Annotated in this window: 20 protein-coding genes; 5 read left to right on the top strand and 15 right to left on the bottom strand. The window is 71.1% G+C overall.

The annotated features are described in order from the left end of the window. Positions 1 to 97 precede the first annotated feature (97 nt). The 7 genes from ACFWY9_RS21040 to ACFWY9_RS21070 form a co-directional block, all read right to left on the bottom strand. On the bottom strand, positions 98 to 751 hold the full coding sequence (locus tag ACFWY9_RS21040; RefSeq protein WP_378339648.1) for an N-acetylmuramoyl-L-alanine amidase: 654 nt from the start codon (positions 749 to 751) through the stop codon (positions 98 to 100). 48 nt (positions 752 to 799) lie between these two features. Further along, positions 800 to 1369, bottom strand: coding sequence for a Uma2 family endonuclease (locus ACFWY9_RS21045; RefSeq protein WP_378339650.1), 570 nt, complete (start codon positions 1367 to 1369; stop codon positions 800 to 802). A gap of 123 nt (positions 1370 to 1492) precedes the next feature. Further along, positions 1493 to 2284, bottom strand: a complete 792-nt coding sequence (gene trpA / locus ACFWY9_RS21050) for a tryptophan synthase subunit alpha (RefSeq protein ID WP_378339652.1) — start codon at positions 2282 to 2284, stop codon at positions 1493 to 1495. Next, positions 2281 to 3513 (bottom strand): tryptophan synthase subunit beta, encoded by a 1233-nt coding sequence (gene trpB / locus ACFWY9_RS21055; protein WP_378339712.1) that lies wholly within the window; start codon positions 3511 to 3513, stop codon positions 2281 to 2283. The genes trpA and trpB overlap by 4 nt, the downstream gene beginning before the upstream one ends. Then, a complete protein-coding gene (gene trpC, locus ACFWY9_RS21060; protein WP_378331240.1) occupies positions 3492 to 4301 on the bottom strand; it encodes an indole-3-glycerol phosphate synthase TrpC in 810 nt (269 codons plus the stop codon). Before trpC ends, trpB begins: the two co-directional genes overlap by 22 nt. Positions 4302 to 4451: 150 nt before the next feature. After that, on the bottom strand, positions 4452 to 4958 hold the full coding sequence (locus ACFWY9_RS21065; protein ID WP_378331241.1) for a Trp biosynthesis-associated membrane protein: 507 nt from the start codon (positions 4956 to 4958) through the stop codon (positions 4452 to 4454). A gap of 124 nt (positions 4959 to 5082) precedes the next feature. Continuing rightward, positions 5083 to 6633 (bottom strand): anthranilate synthase component I, encoded by a 1551-nt coding sequence (locus tag ACFWY9_RS21070; protein WP_378331242.1) that lies wholly within the window; start codon positions 6631 to 6633, stop codon positions 5083 to 5085. Positions 6634 to 6728: 95 nt separating this feature from the next. Here ACFWY9_RS21070 and ACFWY9_RS21075 point away from each other — a divergent pair, with 95 nt between their 5' ends. Next, positions 6729 to 7355, top strand: a complete 627-nt coding sequence (locus ACFWY9_RS21075; RefSeq protein WP_378339654.1) for a TetR family transcriptional regulator — start codon at positions 6729 to 6731, stop codon at positions 7353 to 7355. Here the strand turns inward: ACFWY9_RS21075 and ACFWY9_RS21080 are convergent. From ACFWY9_RS21080 to hisF, 4 genes are all read right to left on the bottom strand, one after another. Then, on the bottom strand, positions 7352 to 8437 hold the full coding sequence (locus ACFWY9_RS21080; protein ID WP_378339655.1) for a DUF3592 domain-containing protein: 1086 nt from the start codon (positions 8435 to 8437) through the stop codon (positions 7352 to 7354). The two genes, ACFWY9_RS21075 and ACFWY9_RS21080, sit on opposite strands and share 4 nt — an antisense overlap. Before the next feature lie 97 nt (positions 8438 to 8534). After that, positions 8535 to 8885 (bottom strand): phosphoribosyl-AMP cyclohydrolase, encoded by a 351-nt coding sequence (gene hisI / locus ACFWY9_RS21085; RefSeq protein ID WP_378339657.1) that lies wholly within the window; start codon positions 8883 to 8885, stop codon positions 8535 to 8537. Then, positions 8882 to 9265 carry a hypothetical protein gene (locus ACFWY9_RS21090; RefSeq protein WP_378331246.1) on the bottom strand — a complete coding sequence of 128 codons (384 nt, stop codon included), beginning with the start codon at positions 9263 to 9265 and terminating at the stop codon, positions 8882 to 8884. Before ACFWY9_RS21090 ends, hisI begins: the two co-directional genes overlap by 4 nt. Then, complete coding sequence (hisF, locus tag ACFWY9_RS21095; protein WP_378331247.1) at positions 9262 to 10035, bottom strand: imidazole glycerol phosphate synthase subunit HisF; 774 nt, start codon at positions 10033 to 10035, stop codon at positions 9262 to 9264. The genes ACFWY9_RS21090 and hisF overlap by 4 nt, the downstream gene beginning before the upstream one ends. Positions 10036 to 10124: 89 nt before the next feature. On the opposite strand from hisF, the gene ACFWY9_RS21100 reads away from it, so the two are divergent. Then, a complete protein-coding gene (locus ACFWY9_RS21100) occupies positions 10125 to 10652 on the top strand; it encodes an RNA polymerase sigma factor (RefSeq protein ID WP_378331248.1) in 528 nt (175 codons plus the stop codon). Next, positions 10649 to 11662 carry a hypothetical protein gene (locus ACFWY9_RS21105; protein ID WP_378339659.1) on the top strand — a complete coding sequence of 338 codons (1014 nt, stop codon included), beginning with the start codon at positions 10649 to 10651 and terminating at the stop codon, positions 11660 to 11662. The genes ACFWY9_RS21100 and ACFWY9_RS21105 overlap by 4 nt, the downstream gene beginning before the upstream one ends. 15 nt (positions 11663 to 11677) lie before the next feature. Here ACFWY9_RS21105 and ACFWY9_RS21110 read toward each other — a convergent pair whose 3' ends face one another. Together ACFWY9_RS21110 and ACFWY9_RS21115 are read right to left on the bottom strand one after the other, a co-directional pair. Continuing rightward, positions 11678 to 12628 (bottom strand): hypothetical protein, encoded by a 951-nt coding sequence (locus ACFWY9_RS21110; protein ID WP_378339660.1) that lies wholly within the window; start codon positions 12626 to 12628, stop codon positions 11678 to 11680. A 231-nt stretch (positions 12629 to 12859) separates the two neighbouring features. Further along, complete coding sequence (locus ACFWY9_RS21115; protein ID WP_378339662.1) at positions 12860 to 14416, bottom strand: family 20 glycosylhydrolase; 1557 nt, start codon at positions 14414 to 14416, stop codon at positions 12860 to 12862. 146 nt (positions 14417 to 14562) lie between these two features. On the opposite strand from ACFWY9_RS21115, the gene ACFWY9_RS21120 reads away from it, so the two are divergent. Next, a complete protein-coding gene (locus tag ACFWY9_RS21120) occupies positions 14563 to 14958 on the top strand; it encodes a PPOX class F420-dependent oxidoreductase (RefSeq protein ID WP_378331379.1) in 396 nt (131 codons plus the stop codon). A gap of 8 nt (positions 14959 to 14966) precedes the next feature. On the opposite strand, the gene priA is transcribed toward ACFWY9_RS21120, so the two are convergent. Further along, positions 14967 to 15704: a bifunctional 1-(5-phosphoribosyl)-5-((5-phosphoribosylamino)methylideneamino)imidazole-4-carboxamide isomerase/phosphoribosylanthranilate isomerase PriA gene (gene priA, locus ACFWY9_RS21125; RefSeq protein ID WP_378331378.1), complete on the bottom strand. Its 738-nt coding sequence runs from the start codon at positions 15702 to 15704 to the stop codon at positions 14967 to 14969. 52 nt (positions 15705 to 15756) lie between these two features. Next, a complete protein-coding gene (gene hisH, locus ACFWY9_RS21130) occupies positions 15757 to 16386 on the bottom strand; it encodes an imidazole glycerol phosphate synthase subunit HisH (protein ID WP_378331377.1) in 630 nt (209 codons plus the stop codon). Positions 16387 to 16525: 139 nt separating this feature from the next. On the opposite strand from hisH, the gene ACFWY9_RS21135 reads away from it, so the two are divergent. Continuing rightward, a complete protein-coding gene (locus ACFWY9_RS21135; RefSeq protein WP_378331376.1) occupies positions 16526 to 16714 on the top strand; it encodes a hypothetical protein in 189 nt (62 codons plus the stop codon). Positions 16715 to 16742: the final 28 nt, after the last annotated feature.

Below are 16742 nucleotides of genomic sequence, written 5' to 3' on the forward strand. Positions count from 1 at the left end.
GCGGGGGGGCGGCTAACCCCCCCCCGCGGGGGCGTGGCCCCCCCTCTTGTCGGGGCTATTTCCCCCCCCCGTCTTCTCTCTACACCCCCCCTTCTGCTCACGCGGCGAGGGCGGCGGCGACTTCCTTGCGCAGCTGCGGGAGTTTGGCGTAGAGGCGGTCGCCGGGGCAGTCGGTGTTGTAGAAGTCGCGGTGGCCCTTGATCTCCGTCACCGGGATGCCGTACTGGCGGCAGATGTACGCGCAGAACACGACCAGCGATTTCCATTGCGCCGCAGGGGGTTCGACGGTCATGTAGGTGCCCTCGTTCTCGATCCCGATCGCGTTGTCGTTCTGCCCGGGACAGTGCGCGGCGCGGATCATCCGGTCACCCGCCCGCAACGCGTCGAGACTGCCGTGCCGCCCCTCCAGCCGGTACCCGCCGCGGCTGACGGTGAAGTGCTGGCCGGTGTCGGACCAGTGGTTGTTGTCCATGTGGTCGTGCTGGTCGTCCCTGGCGACCTGGAATGCGTGCGCCAGCGAGTAGTCGGTGCTGTTGGGACTGTCGATGTGATGGATCAGGATGCGGTTCGCGCGATGGGCGAGGGTGACGAGCGGGTCGGAGGGCGGGCGCGCGCCCCACTCCGCGCAGCTGTAGACACGCGGGGCCACAGCGGCGCCCGCCATCCCGGGCAGCAGCAACCCCGCGGCACTCGCGACGGTGAACCCGGCGGCGCCGCGGAGAACAGTGCGCCGGGAGAGGTCGAAGGTCATGCCGCACAGGCTGCGCGCGCGGCGTACACCTTTCGTACAAACGCCGGATCAGGCCAGATCGATACCCGCGGTGAACGGCCTGGTCAGCTCCAGCCGCCCGCCCTCGCTCTTCGCGATCGGCTCGTAGTCCTCACCGGACAACGCGAACATCGTGGCCGCCGCCGGTTCCTCGGCCGGATCGACCAGCAGGTAGTACGGAATCCGCCCCTCGGCGTACAACGCGCGTTTGAGCGTCCGGTCCTTGAGCTTCGTCGACCGTGACTCGATCTCGCACACCAGGAACACCTGGTCCTCGGTCAGGTAAACGCCGTCGAAACCGGGGTCCCTGCTGATCACCAGATCCGGCGCGACCAGCCGATCACCCCGGTGGCCGAGGACGATGTTCACCCCGGGAAGCATTTCCAGCACCGAGGGCACGACCGGGTGGAGCTGACGCTGCAGCGTCGAGAGCATCCGCTGGTGCCCGACGCGGGGCCAAGGGCTCACGAGCAAGGCCCCGTCGACCAGCTCGACACGCTGGCCCGTCGTCTGGTCCTCGGGCAGCGCGAGTACGTCGTCAAGCGTCCAGCTGTTGTCCAGGCCGACCATTTCGCGCCCCCTGTGCATGGAGACTGCCATGGTAGTTCACCTCCGCCCGTATTCGCCGTAACCGTCGTCGTCGTGTGTGACATTTCGGTCCTCTCCCCCTCTGGAAACAACCACACGGGGAGTATGCCGATGGGCACCGACAGTTTCGGAGGCTCAGGCGGAGGCGGGTGCCTTCCGGACGCCTTCGACCAGCTCGGCCGACAACGCGCGCACGCTTTCCGCGCCCGAAGACGCGGCCGTGACCAGCGCGGAGCCGACGATCACCGCGTCGGCGAACCCGGCCACCTGCGCGGCCTGCTCGCCGGAGCGGACGCCGAGACCGACGCCGATCGGCAGCTCCGTGTGCGCGCGGGTGCGGCGGACGAGGTCCTCGGCGTGGGCGCCGACCTGGGCACGGGCACCGGTCACGCCCATCACCGCGGTGGCGTAGACGAAGCCGGACGCCGCGGCGACGGTCTTCGCGATGCGCTCCTCCGAAGACGACGGCGCGACCAGGAAGATCCGGTCCAGGCCGTGTGCCTGCGAGGCGGCCATCCACTCGCCGGCCTCGTCGGGGATGAGGTCCGGGGTGATCATGCCCAGCCCGCCCGCGGCCGCGAGATCCCGCGCGAAGGCGTCGACACCGTAGCGGTGCACGGGGTTCCAGTACGTCATCACGACGGCCTTGCCACCACGCGAGGACACCGCCTCGACGACGTCGAAGAGGTGCTTGAGCCGGAATCCGCCGGACAACGCCGTCTCGGCCGCGGCCTGGATCGTCGGGCCGTCCATCACCGGGTCCGTGTACGGGACGCCGACCTCGACGAGGTCCGCGCCGCCGTCGATGGTCGCGGCGAGCAGGTCCTTCGAGCCGTCGACCGTCGGGAACCCGGCGGGCAGGTAGCCGACCAGCGCCGCACGGTTCTCCGACCGCGTCCGCGCGAAAAGCTCGTCCAGCCCGCTCACTGTCCCACCAGCCCGAAGTACTTGGCCGCGGTGTCCATGTCCTTGTCACCACGACCGGAGAGGTTGACCACGATCAGCCCGTCCGGGCCCAGTTCCCTGCCCAGCTCGATCGCACCGGCCAGTGCGTGCGCCGACTCGATCGCCGGGATGATTCCCTCGGTCCGCGACAGCAGCCGGAACGCGTCCATCGCCTCCGCGTCGGTGACCGGCCGGTATTCGGCACGGCCGCTGTCCTTCAGCCACGCGTGCTCGGGACCGACGCCCGGGTAGTCCAGGCCCGCCGAGATCGAGTGCGACTCGATGGTCTGGCCGTCCTCGTCCTGCAGCAGGTACGACATCGCGCCGTGCAGGTTGCCCGGGCTGCCCTTGGTCAGGGTCGCGCCGTGCCGCCCTGTCTCGACGCCCTCGCCGCCGGGCTCCAGCCCCACCAGCCGCACATCGGGGTCGTCGTAGAACCCGGAGAAGATCCCGATGGCGTTGGACCCGCCGCCGACGCACGCGGCGACGACGTCGGGCAGCCGTCCGGCCTGCTCGAGGATCTGCGCCCGGGCTTCCTGGCCGATGACGTGGTGGAAGTTCCGGACCATCGTCGGGAACGGGGCGGGGCCCGCGGCGGTGCCGAACAGGTAGTGCGTGGTGTCGGCGTTGGTGACCCAGTCGCGGAGGGCCTCGTTGATCGCGTCCTTCAGCGTGCGCGAACCGGTCTTCACCGCGACGACCTCGGCGCCGAGCAGCTTCATCCGCGCCACGTTCAGCGCCTGCCGCTCGGTGTCGACCTCGCCCATGTAGACCACGCAGTCCAGGTCGAGCAGCGCGCAGGCGGTGGCGGTGGCCACCCCGTGCTGCCCGGCCCCGGTCTCGGCGATGACCCGCTTCTTGCCCATCCGCTTGGTGAGCAGCGCCTGGCCGAGCACGTTGTTGATCTTGTGGGACCCGGTGTGGTTCAGGTCCTCGCGCTTGAGAAAGATCCGCGCGCCCCCGGCGTGCTCGGCGAAGCGCTTGGCCTCGGTGAGCAGCGACGGGCGGCCCGCGTAGTCCTTGAGCAGGCGCTTGAACTCGTCGACGAACTCCGGGTCGTTCCTGGCCTTGTCGTACTCGGCGGCCACCTCGTCGACGACGCCGATGAGCGCCTCCGGCATGAAGCGGCCGCCGTACGGGCCGTAGTACCCGCGTTCGTCCGGATCGTGCTTCCCGTGCTGCTCGTCGGTCACCGGGAGGGCCTCGGGCAGGCGGGGTGCGAACCGGCGGTGACCAGCTTGACCAGCGAACCCTTCGGATCACCGGAGGCGACCAGGCCCTCGCCGACGAGGACGGCGTCCGCGCCGTGCCCGGCGTAGGACATCAGGTCACCCGGGCCGCGGACCCCGGATTCGGCGATCTTGTACACGTCCATCGGCAGGCCGGGAGCGAGCCGGGAGAACACGTCCCGGTCGACCTCGAGGGTGTGCAGATTGCGCGCGTTGACGCCGATGACCTTGGCACCCGCCTCCAGCGCGCGGTCGGCCTCCTCGGCGTTGTGGATCTCCACCAGCGCCGTCATCCCGAGGGATTCGACGCGGTCGAGCAGCGCCAGCAGCGCGTTCTGCTCCAGCGCGGCCACGATCAGCAGCACCATGTCCGCGCCGTGCAGCCTGGCCTCGTGCACCTGGTACGGGCTGACGATGAAGTCCTTGCGCAGCACGGGAATGTCGACCGCGGCTCGCACCGCGTCGAGGTCGGCGAGCGAGCCGCCGAACCGGCGCTGCTCGGTGAGCACGCTGATCACCCGCGCGCCGCCGTCCTCGTAGTCCTTGGCCAGCGACGCGGGGTCGGGAATGTCCGCGAGCGCGCCCTTGGAGGGGCTGCGCCGCTTCACCTCGGCGATGACGCCGATGCCGGACTCACGCAGTGCGCCCAGCACGTCCCGTGGCGCCGGGGCCTGCGCCGCACGGGCCTTCAGTTCGTCGAACGGCAGCGCGGCCTCGCGCTGGGCGAGGTCCTCCCGCACTCCGGCGACAATGTCCTCGAGCACGCTCACTGGCCACCCCCGGCCACTACCGCACTCACCGGTGTATTCGCAAGGTCGCTCACAAAAACCTTCCCCTTCCCGCCGAAAAGATGCTAACCCCCGCACATCGGCCGACTTATCCCGGGTACGCGCGTTGCTCCGAATGCCACACCATGAAGATCACCTGTTCGCGGTGGGGTCCTCACCCTCCGAAAGCGCCTCCCACAGCTCCGTGTCCGGATCGGGCGCCTTCCGCTTGGCGCCGGGAGCCGAGTACCGGGCGCCGAGCCGGGCAGCGCTTCCCGCGCCCTTGATGGCTGCCAACCCGCCGACGGCGACGAGAATTCCGCCGAGCGCGGCCAGTCCCCTGCCGATCAGCATCTGGGACACCGGGAGCCCGTCGGCGTACCCGCCGAACCGGACGCCGTCGACCGCGGCCCACACCCCGGCGGCGCCCGCCAGCACCAGCAGCACGCCGAGCACACGCCGGGCCCAGCCGCCGGTGGCCACCACGCCCGCGACCCCGGCCAGCGCGAGGATCGCCAGCGGCACCAGCGAGACGGCGCGCTGATCGCCTTTTTCGGTGTACAGGACGGTGCCGCGCACGCCGCCGTCACGGAACTCGGCGAACCAGACCAGCCGTGACGCGCCCCACAACGCCAAGGCGCCCAGCAGGAGCGCCACCACGATCGTCCACAGTGGACGACGTGAGGGAGCGGAGGGCGGGAGAGACTCGGGGGGTGGGCCCGAAGGGCAGGGGGGCGGGGATGACACGGGGGGTGGGCCCGAAGGGCAGGGGGGCGGGGATGACTCAGACACGGGCGGAGTCCTCGGCCGGGTCCAGCTCGCCCGCGGGCACCATCGTCTGCGCCGCGGCGACCGCCGAGAGCACCGTGCGGGCCTTGTTGAGCGATTCGGTGTCCTCGTAGTCGGGCACCGAATCGGCGACCACTCCGCCCCCGGCCTGCACGTACGCGACGCCGTCCCGCATCAGCGCGGTGCGGATGGCGATCGCGGTGTCCGCGTCGCCCGCGAAGTCGAGATAGCCGACGACACCGCCGTACAGCGCGCGACGGGTCGGCTCCAGCTCCTCGATCAGTTCCATCGCCCGCACCTTCGGCGCCCCGGACAACGTTCCCGCCGGGAAGCAGGCGGTGACGGCGTCGAAGGCGGTCTTGCCCTCGGCCAGCTCGCCGGTGACCGTGGACACGATGTGCATGACGTGGCTGTAGCGCTCGATCTGGAAGAAATCGACCACCCGCACGGTGCCGGGCTTGCAGACCTTGCCGAGGTCGTTGCGGCCGAGGTCGACGAGCATCAGGTGCTCGGCGCGTTCCTTCTCGTCGGCGAGCAGGTCCTTGGCCAGCTGGGCGTCCTCTTCGGGATCGGCGCCGCGCCAGCGTGTGCCCGCGATCGGGTGCGTGGTCGCACGGCCGTCGCGCACGGTCACCAGCGACTCCGGGCTGGAACCGACGATGTCGAAGCCCTCCAGGCGCAGCAGGTACATGTACGGGCTGGGGTTGGACGTCCGCAGCACGCGGTAGACGTCCAGCGCGTCGGCGCCGGTCTCGATCTCGAACCGTTGCGACGGCACGATCTGGAACGCTTCGCCCGCCTTGATCGCCTCGACGGCCTTGTCCACCGCGGCGTGGAAGTCCTCCTTGGAGCGGCGGCGGACGAATTCCGGCGCGGGCCGGTCGAAGGTGGCCACGGTCGGCGGCGCCGGCACGCGCAGCTGTTCGGTCATGGCCGACAGCCGCGCCAGCGCGTCGTCGTACGCGGCGTCGACGCGCTCCGGCGAGTTGTCCCAGTTGACCGCGTTCGCGATCAGCGTGACCGTGCCCTCGTGGTGGTCGAACGCCGCGAGGTCGGTGGCCAGCAGCATGGTCAGCTCGGGGATGTCGATGTCGCGCTCGGCCAGCTCGGGCAGCTTCTCCAGCCAGCGCACCGCGTCGTAGCCGATGTAACCGACCATGCCGCCGGTCAGCGGCGGCAGGCCGGGCAGCGGCTCGGTGTGCAGCGCCTCGACGGTCTCGCGCAGCACGGTCAGCGGGTCGCCCTCGCTGGGCAGGCCGACCGGCGGGGTGCCGGTCCAGACGGCTTCACCGTCACGCACGGTCAGCGCGGCCGGGCTGCGGACGCCGATGAACGACCAGCGGGTCCAGGACGCGCCGTTCTCCGCGGATTCGAACAGGAACGTGCCCGGCCGGTCGGCGGCGAGCTTGCGGTACACCCCGAGCGGGGTCTCGCCGTCCGCGAGCACCCGGCGGACGACGGGGATGACCCTGCGGTCCTGGGCGAGGTCCCGGAACTGTGTGCGGCTGAGGCTGACCGAGCCGAGCCCGGCTTGTGCGGCGACCATGCGGTTCATTGTGCTGCACCGTGTCCGCGGCGCCTGCGGCGGGGAGTAATTCAGCGAACGTTGAATTCGGTGTCCGCTCCGGTCATGATGGAGGGGTGAGCACCGAGGACAGCACAGTCAACCCGGACACTACCGCGCGGCGGCGCGGCCGCAGGCCCGCCGGACAGGACACGCGCACCGCACTGATCGAGGCGGCGCGCGCGGTGTTCGCCGAGAACGGCTACGACGGTTCGACCGTGCGTGCCATCGCCACCCGCGCCGGGGTCGACGCGGCCATGGTCAACCACTGGTTCGGCAGCAAGGAAGGCCTGTTCGCCGACGCCGTGCTCAAACTGCCCTTCTCCCCGCACGAACTGCTCGAACGCCTCCGCGACGGACCGGACGGCGAACTCGGCGAGCGCATCGTCCGCACCTTCCTCACCCGCTGGGACGGGGCGGGCGGTGACACCTTCCAGGCGCTGATCCGCAGCGTCGCCGGGCACGAGCAGGCGGGCCACGTGCTGCGTGACTTCTTCCAGAAGTTCTTCACGAAGCTGATCGCCTCGGCCGGCTCGGACCGTGTCGAACTGCGCACCGCGCTCGCCGCGTCCCAGATGGTCGGGATGGGCATGATCCGCTACATCGCGAAGTTCGAGCCGCTCGCGTCGGCGGAGATCGACACGCTGGTCACCGCGGTGGCGCCGAACGTCCAGCGCTACCTCACCGGCGACCTCGGCCTCTAGTCCGCTCGTTTCCCCCGGGACCGGGTATACGCGGGGACGGCATACGGCGTCTTCCGCCTCCTGCCGTGCGGAAACACCACGACCATGCGCTGGTCCGCGCCACCGACCAGCACCCGGCGACTCCCACCGCCCTCCAGCCAGGAGGCACCGTGGGTGGAGAACACCGTGCCCAGCAGGAGACGGCCGCCGTCGCGGAACTCGACATGGATGTCGGCCGGTGTCCAGTTCCTGCTTCCCCTCCTGTTTTCGTAACCCGGGCGTACCACTGCGGACGCGGCCCGCCAGCCGGTCCGCCGCACGGCCCGGTACCGGCGCCGCCAGCCGCTCGCGGCGACCACGGACCACGGGACGGCCACGAGCGCCGCGATCGCGGAGACGACAAGGCCGCCGAGCACGAGCTGGTCGTCGTTGCCCTCCCGGAGGGTCCGGACGCGCCCGGGGTCCGCGGGGTCGTAGACCACGGTCAGTGCCTGCCCGGCGACGTAGGCGTCCGTCCCGTCCCGGACGATGGTGGCGGTGCGCACGGTCCCGCCCGCCAGGTAACTCACCTCCATCGTCGGAGTCCCTTTCCGGGGGTTGTGGACGCTCAGCACGGAGCCGGAGACGCGGGTGCCCGTCGCGAGCAGCCGCTCCGCCGCGTCGATTTGTGCGTTCATCCCCCAGACAGCTCCCGCCAGCACGGCGATCCAGAGCAGCACGACGGCCATCGCGCGCCACGACAGCGCCCTCAGCCGGCGGGTCTCCACGTCCGGGTCGATCCCGTCCGTGGTGAGGTGATCCGGTGGCGGCGGCGGAACGCGTGCCGCGGAGCCGGACGGCCTGCTCGCGACCTCGCCGCCGTCGCCGTATCTCCAGGCTTGGACACCAGTGAAGACCGCCGAGAACAGGGCGGTGAAGGCCAGCAGGAGCTCGACCGGCGCGGCGCTCGGCTCCCACGGCTGGTCGTGCGTGGCGAGCGTCCACGTCGCCGTGGTGGCAAGCACGACGAACACCAGCGACGACACACCGCAGGCGACGGCGTGGACCAATCCGTTACGCCGATTGCCCCGCGGCCCGGCCTGCTCGTCGAACCCCAGCCCCATCGCCCCAGCGTACGGCCGTGTTTTCCTTGATCACCAACAAAAAGGCGTAACGAAGAGCACGGGGCGGTGAGGCAACCGGACGCCGCGTTCGCGCGTGTCAGTCGTCGGCGAGCAGCAGGCGGTCGTCGGTATCGAAGCAGGTGCGAGTGCCGGTGTGGCAGGCCGGGCCGGTCTGGTCGACACGGAGCAGGACGGTGTCGCCGTCGCAGTCGATCCGCACCTCGCGCACGTGCTGGACGTGCCCCGAGGTCTCGCCCTTGACCCACAGCTCCTGCCTGCTGCGCGACCAGTAGGTGCCGCGGCGCGTGGTCAGCGTGGCTTCCAGCGCCTCGTCGTTCATCCACGCCATCATCAGCACGTCGGACGTCGAGTGCTCGACGACGACCGCGGCGATCAGGCCGTCGGCGTTGCGTTTCAGGCGCGCGGACAACGCGGGATCGAGACTCACGCGTCCGCTCCGAGCAAATACCGCCGCAAGGGCATCGAGTTCAGCAGGACCCCGGCATAGACGTACCCGGCGAAGAGCACCCCGGAGACGAGCTTGATCCAGACGAGTTCGGCGGCGAGCAGGACAAGTGCGTGCACCAGCGCGAAGATCACGACGACGGCGAACCCGCCGTAGCGGGCCGTCGGCATCTTCAGCGCGAGACCGGTCACGACGACACCGCCGAGGATCAGCCCGGTGACCGGGAGCAGGAAACTGCGCAGCGACGAGCTCGGAGCGAACATGAGGACGAGCACCTCGGCGCCATAGGCCAGCGCGAGCCCGAGCAGCAGCGCGGCGGCGACCTTGACCTCGACCGGCGCCTTCCAGGACTTCGGGATCACCGGACCACGACCCCGCCGGTCCGCAGCGCGTCCTTGACCTCGCCGATCTTCAACTGTCCGAAGTGGAACACGCTGGCGGCGAGCACGGCGTCCGCCCCGGCCCGCACGGCGGGCAGGAAGTGCTCGACCGCGCCGGCGCCGCCGCTGGCGATCACCGGCACCCGGACCGCCTTGCGCACCAGCTCGACGAGTTCGAGATCGAAGCCGTTCTTGGTGCCGTCGGCGTCCATCGAGTTGAGCAGGATCTCCCCGACGCCGAGTTCCTCGCCGCGCGCGGCCCACTCGACGGCGTCGATGCCGGTGCCGCGGCGGCCACCGTGCGTGGTGACCTCGAAGCCGGACGCGGTCGGCTCGCCGCCCTCGGGCACGCGCCGCGCGTCCACCGACAGCACGATGCACTGCGCGCCGAACCGCCGCGAGGCTTCGCGGAGCATCTCCGGGCGCGCGATCGCGGCTGTGTTGATGCTCACTTTGTCGGCGCCGGTCCGCAGCAGCCGGTTGACGTCGTCGTTGGTCCGCACCCCGCCGCCGACGGTGAGCGGGATGAACACCTGCTCGGCGGTGCGGCGGACCACGTCGAAGGTGGTCTCGCGATCCCCCGAGGACGCCGTGACGTCGAGAAACGTGAGTTCGTCGGCCCCTTCCTCGTCGTAGCGACGGGCCAGTTCGACCGGGTCGCCGGCGTCGCGGAGGCCGGCGAAGTTGACGCCCTTCACCACGCGTCCCGCGTCGACGTCGAGACACGGGATGACCCTCACCGCCACAGACATACCCGCCAGCGTAGTCATCGGCGGCCGGACGAATCGCGGGCGGGAGGCATCAGAACGGGGTGCTCGCGCGTCTGTAGGTCGGACACCCCATGGCGGAGAGGAAAACCGTGCCCGCGAGCTTCGACGAGTTCGTCGCGGACCGCCTGGACGGGCTCCTGCGCTACGCGACCGTGCTGACCGACGATCCGGACCTCGCGCAGGACATCGTGCAGGAGGTGCTGCTGCGTGCCCAGCAGCGCTGGTCCACGATCGACTCGCCGCCGACGTACGTGCGGCGCATGGTCACCAACGAATACCTGTCGTGGCGGCGCCGGGCGGTGCGCCGGAGCGTCCCGTCCTCGCCCGAGGTGCTCGACGCGATCAGCCCGCCGGTCTCGGACCACACCGACGCCTACGACGAGCGGGACGAGATGCTGGCGCGGCTGGCCGAACTGCCCCGCAAACAGCGGGCCGCGCTCGTCCTGCGGTACTACGAGAACTACTCCGACGCCGAGATCGCGAAGGTGCTGCGCTGCCGCGCTTCGACCGTGCGCAGCCAGATCTCCCGCGCACTGGCCACGCTCCGCGCGTCCGTTTCCCCGCGCCCCGCCGCACTCACCACCGGAGCCAGCGAATGACCCCGCCCCGCGAGCTCAGCGAGCACGAGATCGAAACCCTGCTGCGGGAGAGCCTCGATCACCTGGCCGCCCGCGCGCCGGACAGCAACGAGGTCCGCAACGCGCTGGCCAGAGCCGCCCAGGAACGGCCGCGGCGCCGGTCGCGCCTGGCACTCGCCGGGGCGATCGCCGCGGCGATCGCCATCGTCGCCGGGATCCCGCTGGCCACGAAGTCCATGATCGGCTCCGGGGAGCAGGCGGCGACCCCCGCGTCCGCCGTGTCCACTTCGGACAAACCACTGCTCCAGTACGCCCCCGGCTGGCTGCCGGACGGGTTCGCCGAGCAGTACCGCGCCGCGGGGCCCGGCATCGTCCCGCAGGTGCGCCGGTGGGCCGCGGGGCCCAGCGAGATCGTGCTCTCCGCGTACTCGACCGACGATCCGGAGTGGTCGCAAACGGCGCTGCGCATCGCGGCGCTGCGCGACCAGGTCATCGTGCACGGCCGCGTCGGCATGGTCACCGGCGACACCGGGGCCGCCGCGCTGCTGACCTGGATGGCCGACGACCACCACGTGCTGACCGCGAAGATCGCCGGTGTTCCCGAGGCGCGCCGGGTCGCGCAGCGGTTCGCGGACTCGGTGAGCGGCGGCAGGTCCGTGCTCGTCCGCGGCGAGGCCCGCCTCGGGCCGCTGCCCGCCGGGCTGCGTGAACAGGCCACTGTGGTCCAGGGCACCGCACCGGCGACAGGCAGCACGGAACTCACCGCCGCCGGACCGGCCGGGGCCGTGCTGCGGGTCGGCGTCGGCCCCGGCTCCCCCGGGCTCGGCGGCAGCACGCCGGTGCCGGTGCGGGGCACCGAGGGGCGCTACGTGCCCCAGCGGGAACGGGACGACGCGCTGGTCGCCGTCCGGCTCCCGTCCGGACGGTGGCTGACCGTGTCCGGCAGGCAGTCCCGGGAGACGCTGACCGCGGTGGCGGACGCCGTGGTGCTCGACCCGGCGCCCGACTACCGCTGGCTCGGCTCCTCCTGAGTCCTTTGTGGACCGCTACCAGCTCATCGACGGGAACCAGATCACCCCGAGCCGCCCGAGCATGCGCAGATCCCAGTAGAGCAGCGTGAACGTGCCCGCGACGAGCAGCGCCGCACCGGTGACCGTCGCGACGCGGGCGGGTTTCGCGGTCAGCCAGCGCTGTACGCGGCCGCGGGTGGCGTGGGTGAGCAGCAGGAACAGGACCGCCATGAGCACGATGTTGCCGATCGACTGCAGCGCGAACGCGGCGGCGCCGTAGAGCACGTTGTGGCTTTCGGCGGCGTCGCGGAACATGATCCGGAACAACGGATACGGCCGTCCGATCAGGAATCCGCCGATCAGCGCGCCCATGAGGACCAGCGGCGCCGCGGGGAAACGGCGGCCGAGCGCGCCGAGCGGGTTGCCGACGACACCGAGCGAGGTGAGGCCGAGCACGATGAACACGAGCCCGATCACCCCGAACACGATCATCGACTGGAGGCTCCGGCCGGACAGGCCGCCGGTCTGCGTGGTGGAGAACTGCGGCATCCGGGTGCCTACCAGCGCGACGACGACGCCGTAGACCACCGACACGGTGAGCATCCCGGCGGCGATCCAGCCCAGCGGTTTCAGCGTGGCGCGGAATCGGCGTTTCCCGCTGTCCGCCTGGCCGCCCACCAGCGGTGCGACGGCGCCGAACGCGGCGATGTTGCACGCGGTGAACGAACCGGCCAGCCCGGAAACGAACGCGAAGAGCGTCCCGGCCAGCACTCCGCCGATCGGCGTCGCCTTCGCGTCGTGCCCGAGGAGCGTGTTGGCGACGTTGTCGCCGATCACCTTGTCGACGAACGGTGCCGACCACACCATCGTCAGGACGAGCCCCGCCAGCAGGGCCGGGACGACGATCCGCGCCCGCCGCACCGGATAGGGCCCACCGGCGAAGCCTGCCGCGCGAGGATGCGACGGAACGTGTTCGGTGACGGACATGGATCCTCCCAGCGTCACAGGGACACAACAGGAGAAATCCTCACGCGCGCAGCCGCGCCCCGCGCCCTCCGACCGGCCTATGCTTTCGTCACCCGCACTGCTCCGACCGCCCAAGCACGCGAGTTCTCCATCCCATCACGCGAGTTCCGCCCTCGATCACGCGAGTTCCGCGTTCGATCACGCGAGTTCCCCGTGCAGAAGTGTGCTGAAAGACGCCGTGCCGCTGGGAGATCACTCCGGCGCGGCACCGACGGCGGCGATCCGCGGCAGGAACAGCACGTAGAGCGCGGCGGGTTTCGCCGATCCCCAGGTCTGCTGGGCGAGCACGGCGAGCCGGTCGTGCAGGATCTCGCCGAGTTGCTCCTCGGTGTAGGCCTTCGGGTCGTCGCACCACAGGTGGACCTTCGCCCCCAGGTTCGCGGGCCCGGAAAGCGTTGCGCCGTCGACGAACTTGTCCGGGGTCCACCGGTCGTACATCGCCGCGGGGCCGGCGTTGAACAGCGATCCGGCGCCACCCGTGGTGAAGTAGGTCGGGGTGAACGCTGCGTTCGCCACGCGATGTCCGGCGTCGGCCAGCTGCCGCGCGGTGAACGCGGGTCCCGTCCACGGGAGCCCGAAGGCGCCACTCGCGGACCAGTGCTCGACCACGACGTCCGGGTGGACGGTGACAGTCGCCCCACCCGGTTTGAGCCCGTCGTTCCACATGCGCGTGGTCTTCCCGGCGGCACGCACGAGATCGTCGGCCCAGTTGACGAAGCCGTGGTAGGCGTCCTTGCCGGTGGCGTCCAGGCCGTAGTGTGCCCGCGCGTATGCGGCCAGCTGGGGGTAGGCGTCGTAGTCGGTGACGTACTCGTCGGCACCGATGTGCCAGTAACGGCTGGGAAACAGCGGCAGGTACTCGGTGAGCAGATCCCGCATCAGATCGTAGGACGCGGGTTTGGCGAGGTCGATGAGCCCGTCCCGCGTCTTCCCGTCCGATGTGGACAGCCGGAGGCCGGGATGCGCGGCGAGGATCGCGGTCATGTGCCCCGGCATGTCGATCTCCGGCACCACCTGCACGTGATACCGCGCGGCGTAGGCGATCAGGCCGGTGATCTCGGCCTTCGTGTAGTGCTGCGGCGAGACGATCTCCGGATGTGACGTGCTTTCCAGCCGGAAACCCTCCACATCGGACAGATGGAGGTGCAGATGGTTCAGCTTGAAGTACGCCATCGTGCGGATCCGCGCACGCAGCCACGGCAGCGAGAGATACCGGCGGCCCGTGTCGACCATCAGCCCGCGTTCGGGGTACTCCGGCCAGTCCGCCACCGTGCCCGCGGGCAGGGTGTGACGCCGGCGCAGCCACTGCAGCACCGTCCGGGTCCCGGCGAACACGCCGTCCCCGGAGGCGGCCTCGATCCGCACAGCCCTGCCGACGGTCAGCCGGTACCCCTCGGGCGGCGCCGGGACGTCGCCGTGGAGTAGTTCCAGATCGCCGGGCCGCACCTCGCCACCGGTCACGGCTTCGACGGGAATCCCGGTGAGGGAACGAAGATCGGCCGCGAACGTCGCCGCCACACCGGCCAGCGACGGCACGGCCACCACCCGCGAGCCCGGGGCGAAGATGTAGCTTCCCGTCCCGGCCGTCCACTGCCGGATCGCGGGGACCGTGACCGGCGCCTGCTCCGCGAACGCCGTCACGGGGCTCACCATGGCGCCGACGGTGGTGAGGACCGCGACGAGCGCGCCCCTCCTCGCGACCTTGGCGCGCCACAACGCGCCCCGCGCGAACCGAACCGCATCGCCCATGCCGAGCCCTCACGCCGGCGCGCGGCCCACCGTTCCGCGCGCGAATCGACCACGCAAGCTGAACGAAACTGACAGCAGATGGCCAGTATCGTGCACGATCACGCAGACCACAAGAGGTGCACCCGCCCTGCGGCTACGGTGTCCACATGGGATCGGAACTCGCCCGCCTCGCCGCGGAGAAATACGTGGTCGTCACGACCTTCCGCCGCACCGGGGACGCCGTGCCGACACCGGTCTGGGCCGCCGAACTCGACGGCGAGCTGGTGCTGTGGTCCGCGCGCGAGGCGGGCAAGGTCAAGCGCATCCGGCGTAACGGCCGCGTCACCGTGCAGGCCTGTGACGTCCGCGGGTCGCGCACCCACGGCACGGTCGTGGCGGGCCAGGCGCGGGTGCTCGGCGACGCGGGCAGCGACCGGACCCGCACGGCGATCGCCCGCAAGTACGGGGTCGTCGGGCGGGCCACGATGTTCTTCAGCCGCCTGCGCGGCGGGACGCGCCGCACGGTCGGCATCGCGATCGCACTCGACGAGCCGGACGCCTGAAACCGGGGTCAGAGCTCGGCGACGGCGGCCAGCGCCTCCGGCAGCGTGAACGCGCCCGCGTACAGCGCCTTGCCCACGATCGAGCCCTCGACGCCGTCGCGCGACAGCGCGGCGAGCGCCCGCAGATCGTCCACACTGGACACTCCGCCGGACGCGATCACCGGCGCGTCGGTGCGCGCGGTCACCTCGCGCAGCAGGTCGAGGTTCGGCCCGCGCAGCGTGCCGTCCTTGCTGACGTCGGTGACGACGTAGCGCGAGGCGCCGTCGCGGTCGAGGCGCTCGAGCACCTCCCACAGGTCGCCGCCGTCCGACGTCCAGCCGCGCGCCGAAAGCCGGTGCCCGGCCTCGGTGATCCGCACGTCGAGCCCGATCGCGACGCGGTCGCCGTACTCGCCGATGACCCGCGTGGTCCAGCCGGGGTCCTCCAGCGCCGCGGTCCCGAGGTTGACGCGCCGGGCGCCGGTGGCCAGCGCGGCCTTGATCGACTCGTCGTCGCGGATCCCGCCGGACAGCTCGACCTGGACGTCGAGCCTGCCGACGACCTCCGCGAGCAGCTCACGGTTGCTACCCTTGCCGAACGCGGCGTCGAGGTCGACCAGATGGATCCACTCGGCACCGTCGCGCTGCCAGGCCAGCGCGGCCTCCAGCGGGCTGCCGTAGGAGGTCTCGGTACCGGCCTCGCCCTGGACGAGTCGCACGGCCTGGCCATCGGCCACATCAACAGCGGGAAGCAGCGTGAAAGTCACGCGGTCACTCTAGAGCCGTGGCGTGCGGCACGCGTCCCGGGGCCGGTGCTCGCTAGAGCGTCCCGAGCCAGTTCCGCAGCAGGTGGGCCCCGGCGTCGCCGGACTTCTCCGGGTGGAACTGGGTGGCCCACAGCGGCCCGTTCTCGACCGCGGCCACGAAGTCCTCGCCGTGGTGCGCCCAGGTGACCTTCGGCTGCTGGCCGGGGAGCCCGGAATCCAGTTCCCACTCCCGCACCCCGTAGGAGTGAACGAAGTAGAACCGCTCGTCCGGGTCGAGCCCGGCGAACAGCTTCGAGTCCGCCGGCGCGCGGACGGTGTTCCAGCCCATGTGCGGCAGGACGTCCGCGTGCAGCCGCTCGACCGTGCCCGGCCATTCGCCGGTGCCCTCGGCCTCCTCGCCGTGCTCCACGCCGCGGGCGAACAGGATCTGCATGCCGACGCAGATGCCCAGCACCGGGCGGCCGCCGGCGAGGCGCTTGCCGATGATCCGGTGCCCGGCCACCTCCAGGAGGCCCTTCATGCACGCGGAGAAGGCACCGACCCCCGGCACCACCAGGCCGTCGGCCTCGACCGCGGCATGCGGGTCCGCGGTGACCTCGACGTCGGCGCCCGCGCGCCGCACGGCGCGTTCGGCGGAACGGAGGTTGCCGGAACCGTAGTCCAGAATCACGACAGAAGGCACGGGCCCAGCGTAGACGGGGAGTCCGCGGCGGGCGGAAAAGGATGTTCGCGGACGGCGTTTGAAGGCCACGCGAAGCGGGTATTCACCCATTCGTGTGTGGCGCCTGGACCCCGCGCCCCCTGAGCCGCCGGGAGAGGCGATGTCCGAAACCGACTTGCTGGACCAGTTGTTCCAGGCCTGGCGCGACGACATCGAGAGCGTCCCGTTCCCGCAGTTCACCGAGCTGCTGATCCCGCCGCAGCAGACCAGGGCGGAGATGGACGCGCGGCGCGGCCCCCGTTTTCGAGAACGACGAGTGACGAACGCCACGCGGGGGCCCGCGGCCTGACTGTGGTTTCCTGCGAGGATCGCACCCC

The organism is Amycolatopsis sp. NPDC059027 (genome assembly GCF_042739735.1).
Lineage (GTDB): Bacteria > Actinomycetota > Actinomycetes > Mycobacteriales > Pseudonocardiaceae > Amycolatopsis.

Coding starts and splice junctions, on each gene's coding strand:
- ACFWY9_RS21040 (WP_378339648.1), bottom strand. CDS start 751: ATGACCTTCGACCTCTCCCGGCGCACTGTTCTCCGCGGCGCCGCCGGG.
- ACFWY9_RS21045 (WP_378339650.1), bottom strand. CDS start 1,369: ATGGCAGTCTCCATGCACAGGGGGCGCGAAATGGTCGGCCTGGACAAC.
- ACFWY9_RS21070 (WP_378331242.1), bottom strand. CDS start 6,633: ATGGTCGCCGCACAAGCCGGGCTCGGCTCGGTCAGCCTCAGCCGCACA.
- ACFWY9_RS21080 (WP_378339655.1), bottom strand. CDS start 8,437: ATGGGGCTGGGGTTCGACGAGCAGGCCGGGCCGCGGGGCAATCGGCGT.
- hisF (WP_378331247.1), bottom strand. CDS start 10,035: ATGTCTGTGGCGGTGAGGGTCATCCCGTGTCTCGACGTCGACGCGGGA.
- ACFWY9_RS21100 (WP_378331248.1), top strand. CDS start 10,125: ATGGCGGAGAGGAAAACCGTGCCCGCGAGCTTCGACGAGTTCGTCGCG.
- ACFWY9_RS21105 (WP_378339659.1), top strand. CDS start 10,649: ATGACCCCGCCCCGCGAGCTCAGCGAGCACGAGATCGAAACCCTGCTG.
- ACFWY9_RS21110 (WP_378339660.1), bottom strand. CDS start 12,628: ATGTCCGTCACCGAACACGTTCCGTCGCATCCTCGCGCGGCAGGCTTC.
- ACFWY9_RS21115 (WP_378339662.1), bottom strand. CDS start 14,416: ATGGGCGATGCGGTTCGGTTCGCGCGGGGCGCGTTGTGGCGCGCCAAG.
- ACFWY9_RS21120 (WP_378331379.1), top strand. CDS start 14,563: ATGGGATCGGAACTCGCCCGCCTCGCCGCGGAGAAATACGTGGTCGTC.
- ACFWY9_RS21135 (WP_378331376.1), top strand. CDS start 16,526: ATGTCCGAAACCGACTTGCTGGACCAGTTGTTCCAGGCCTGGCGCGAC.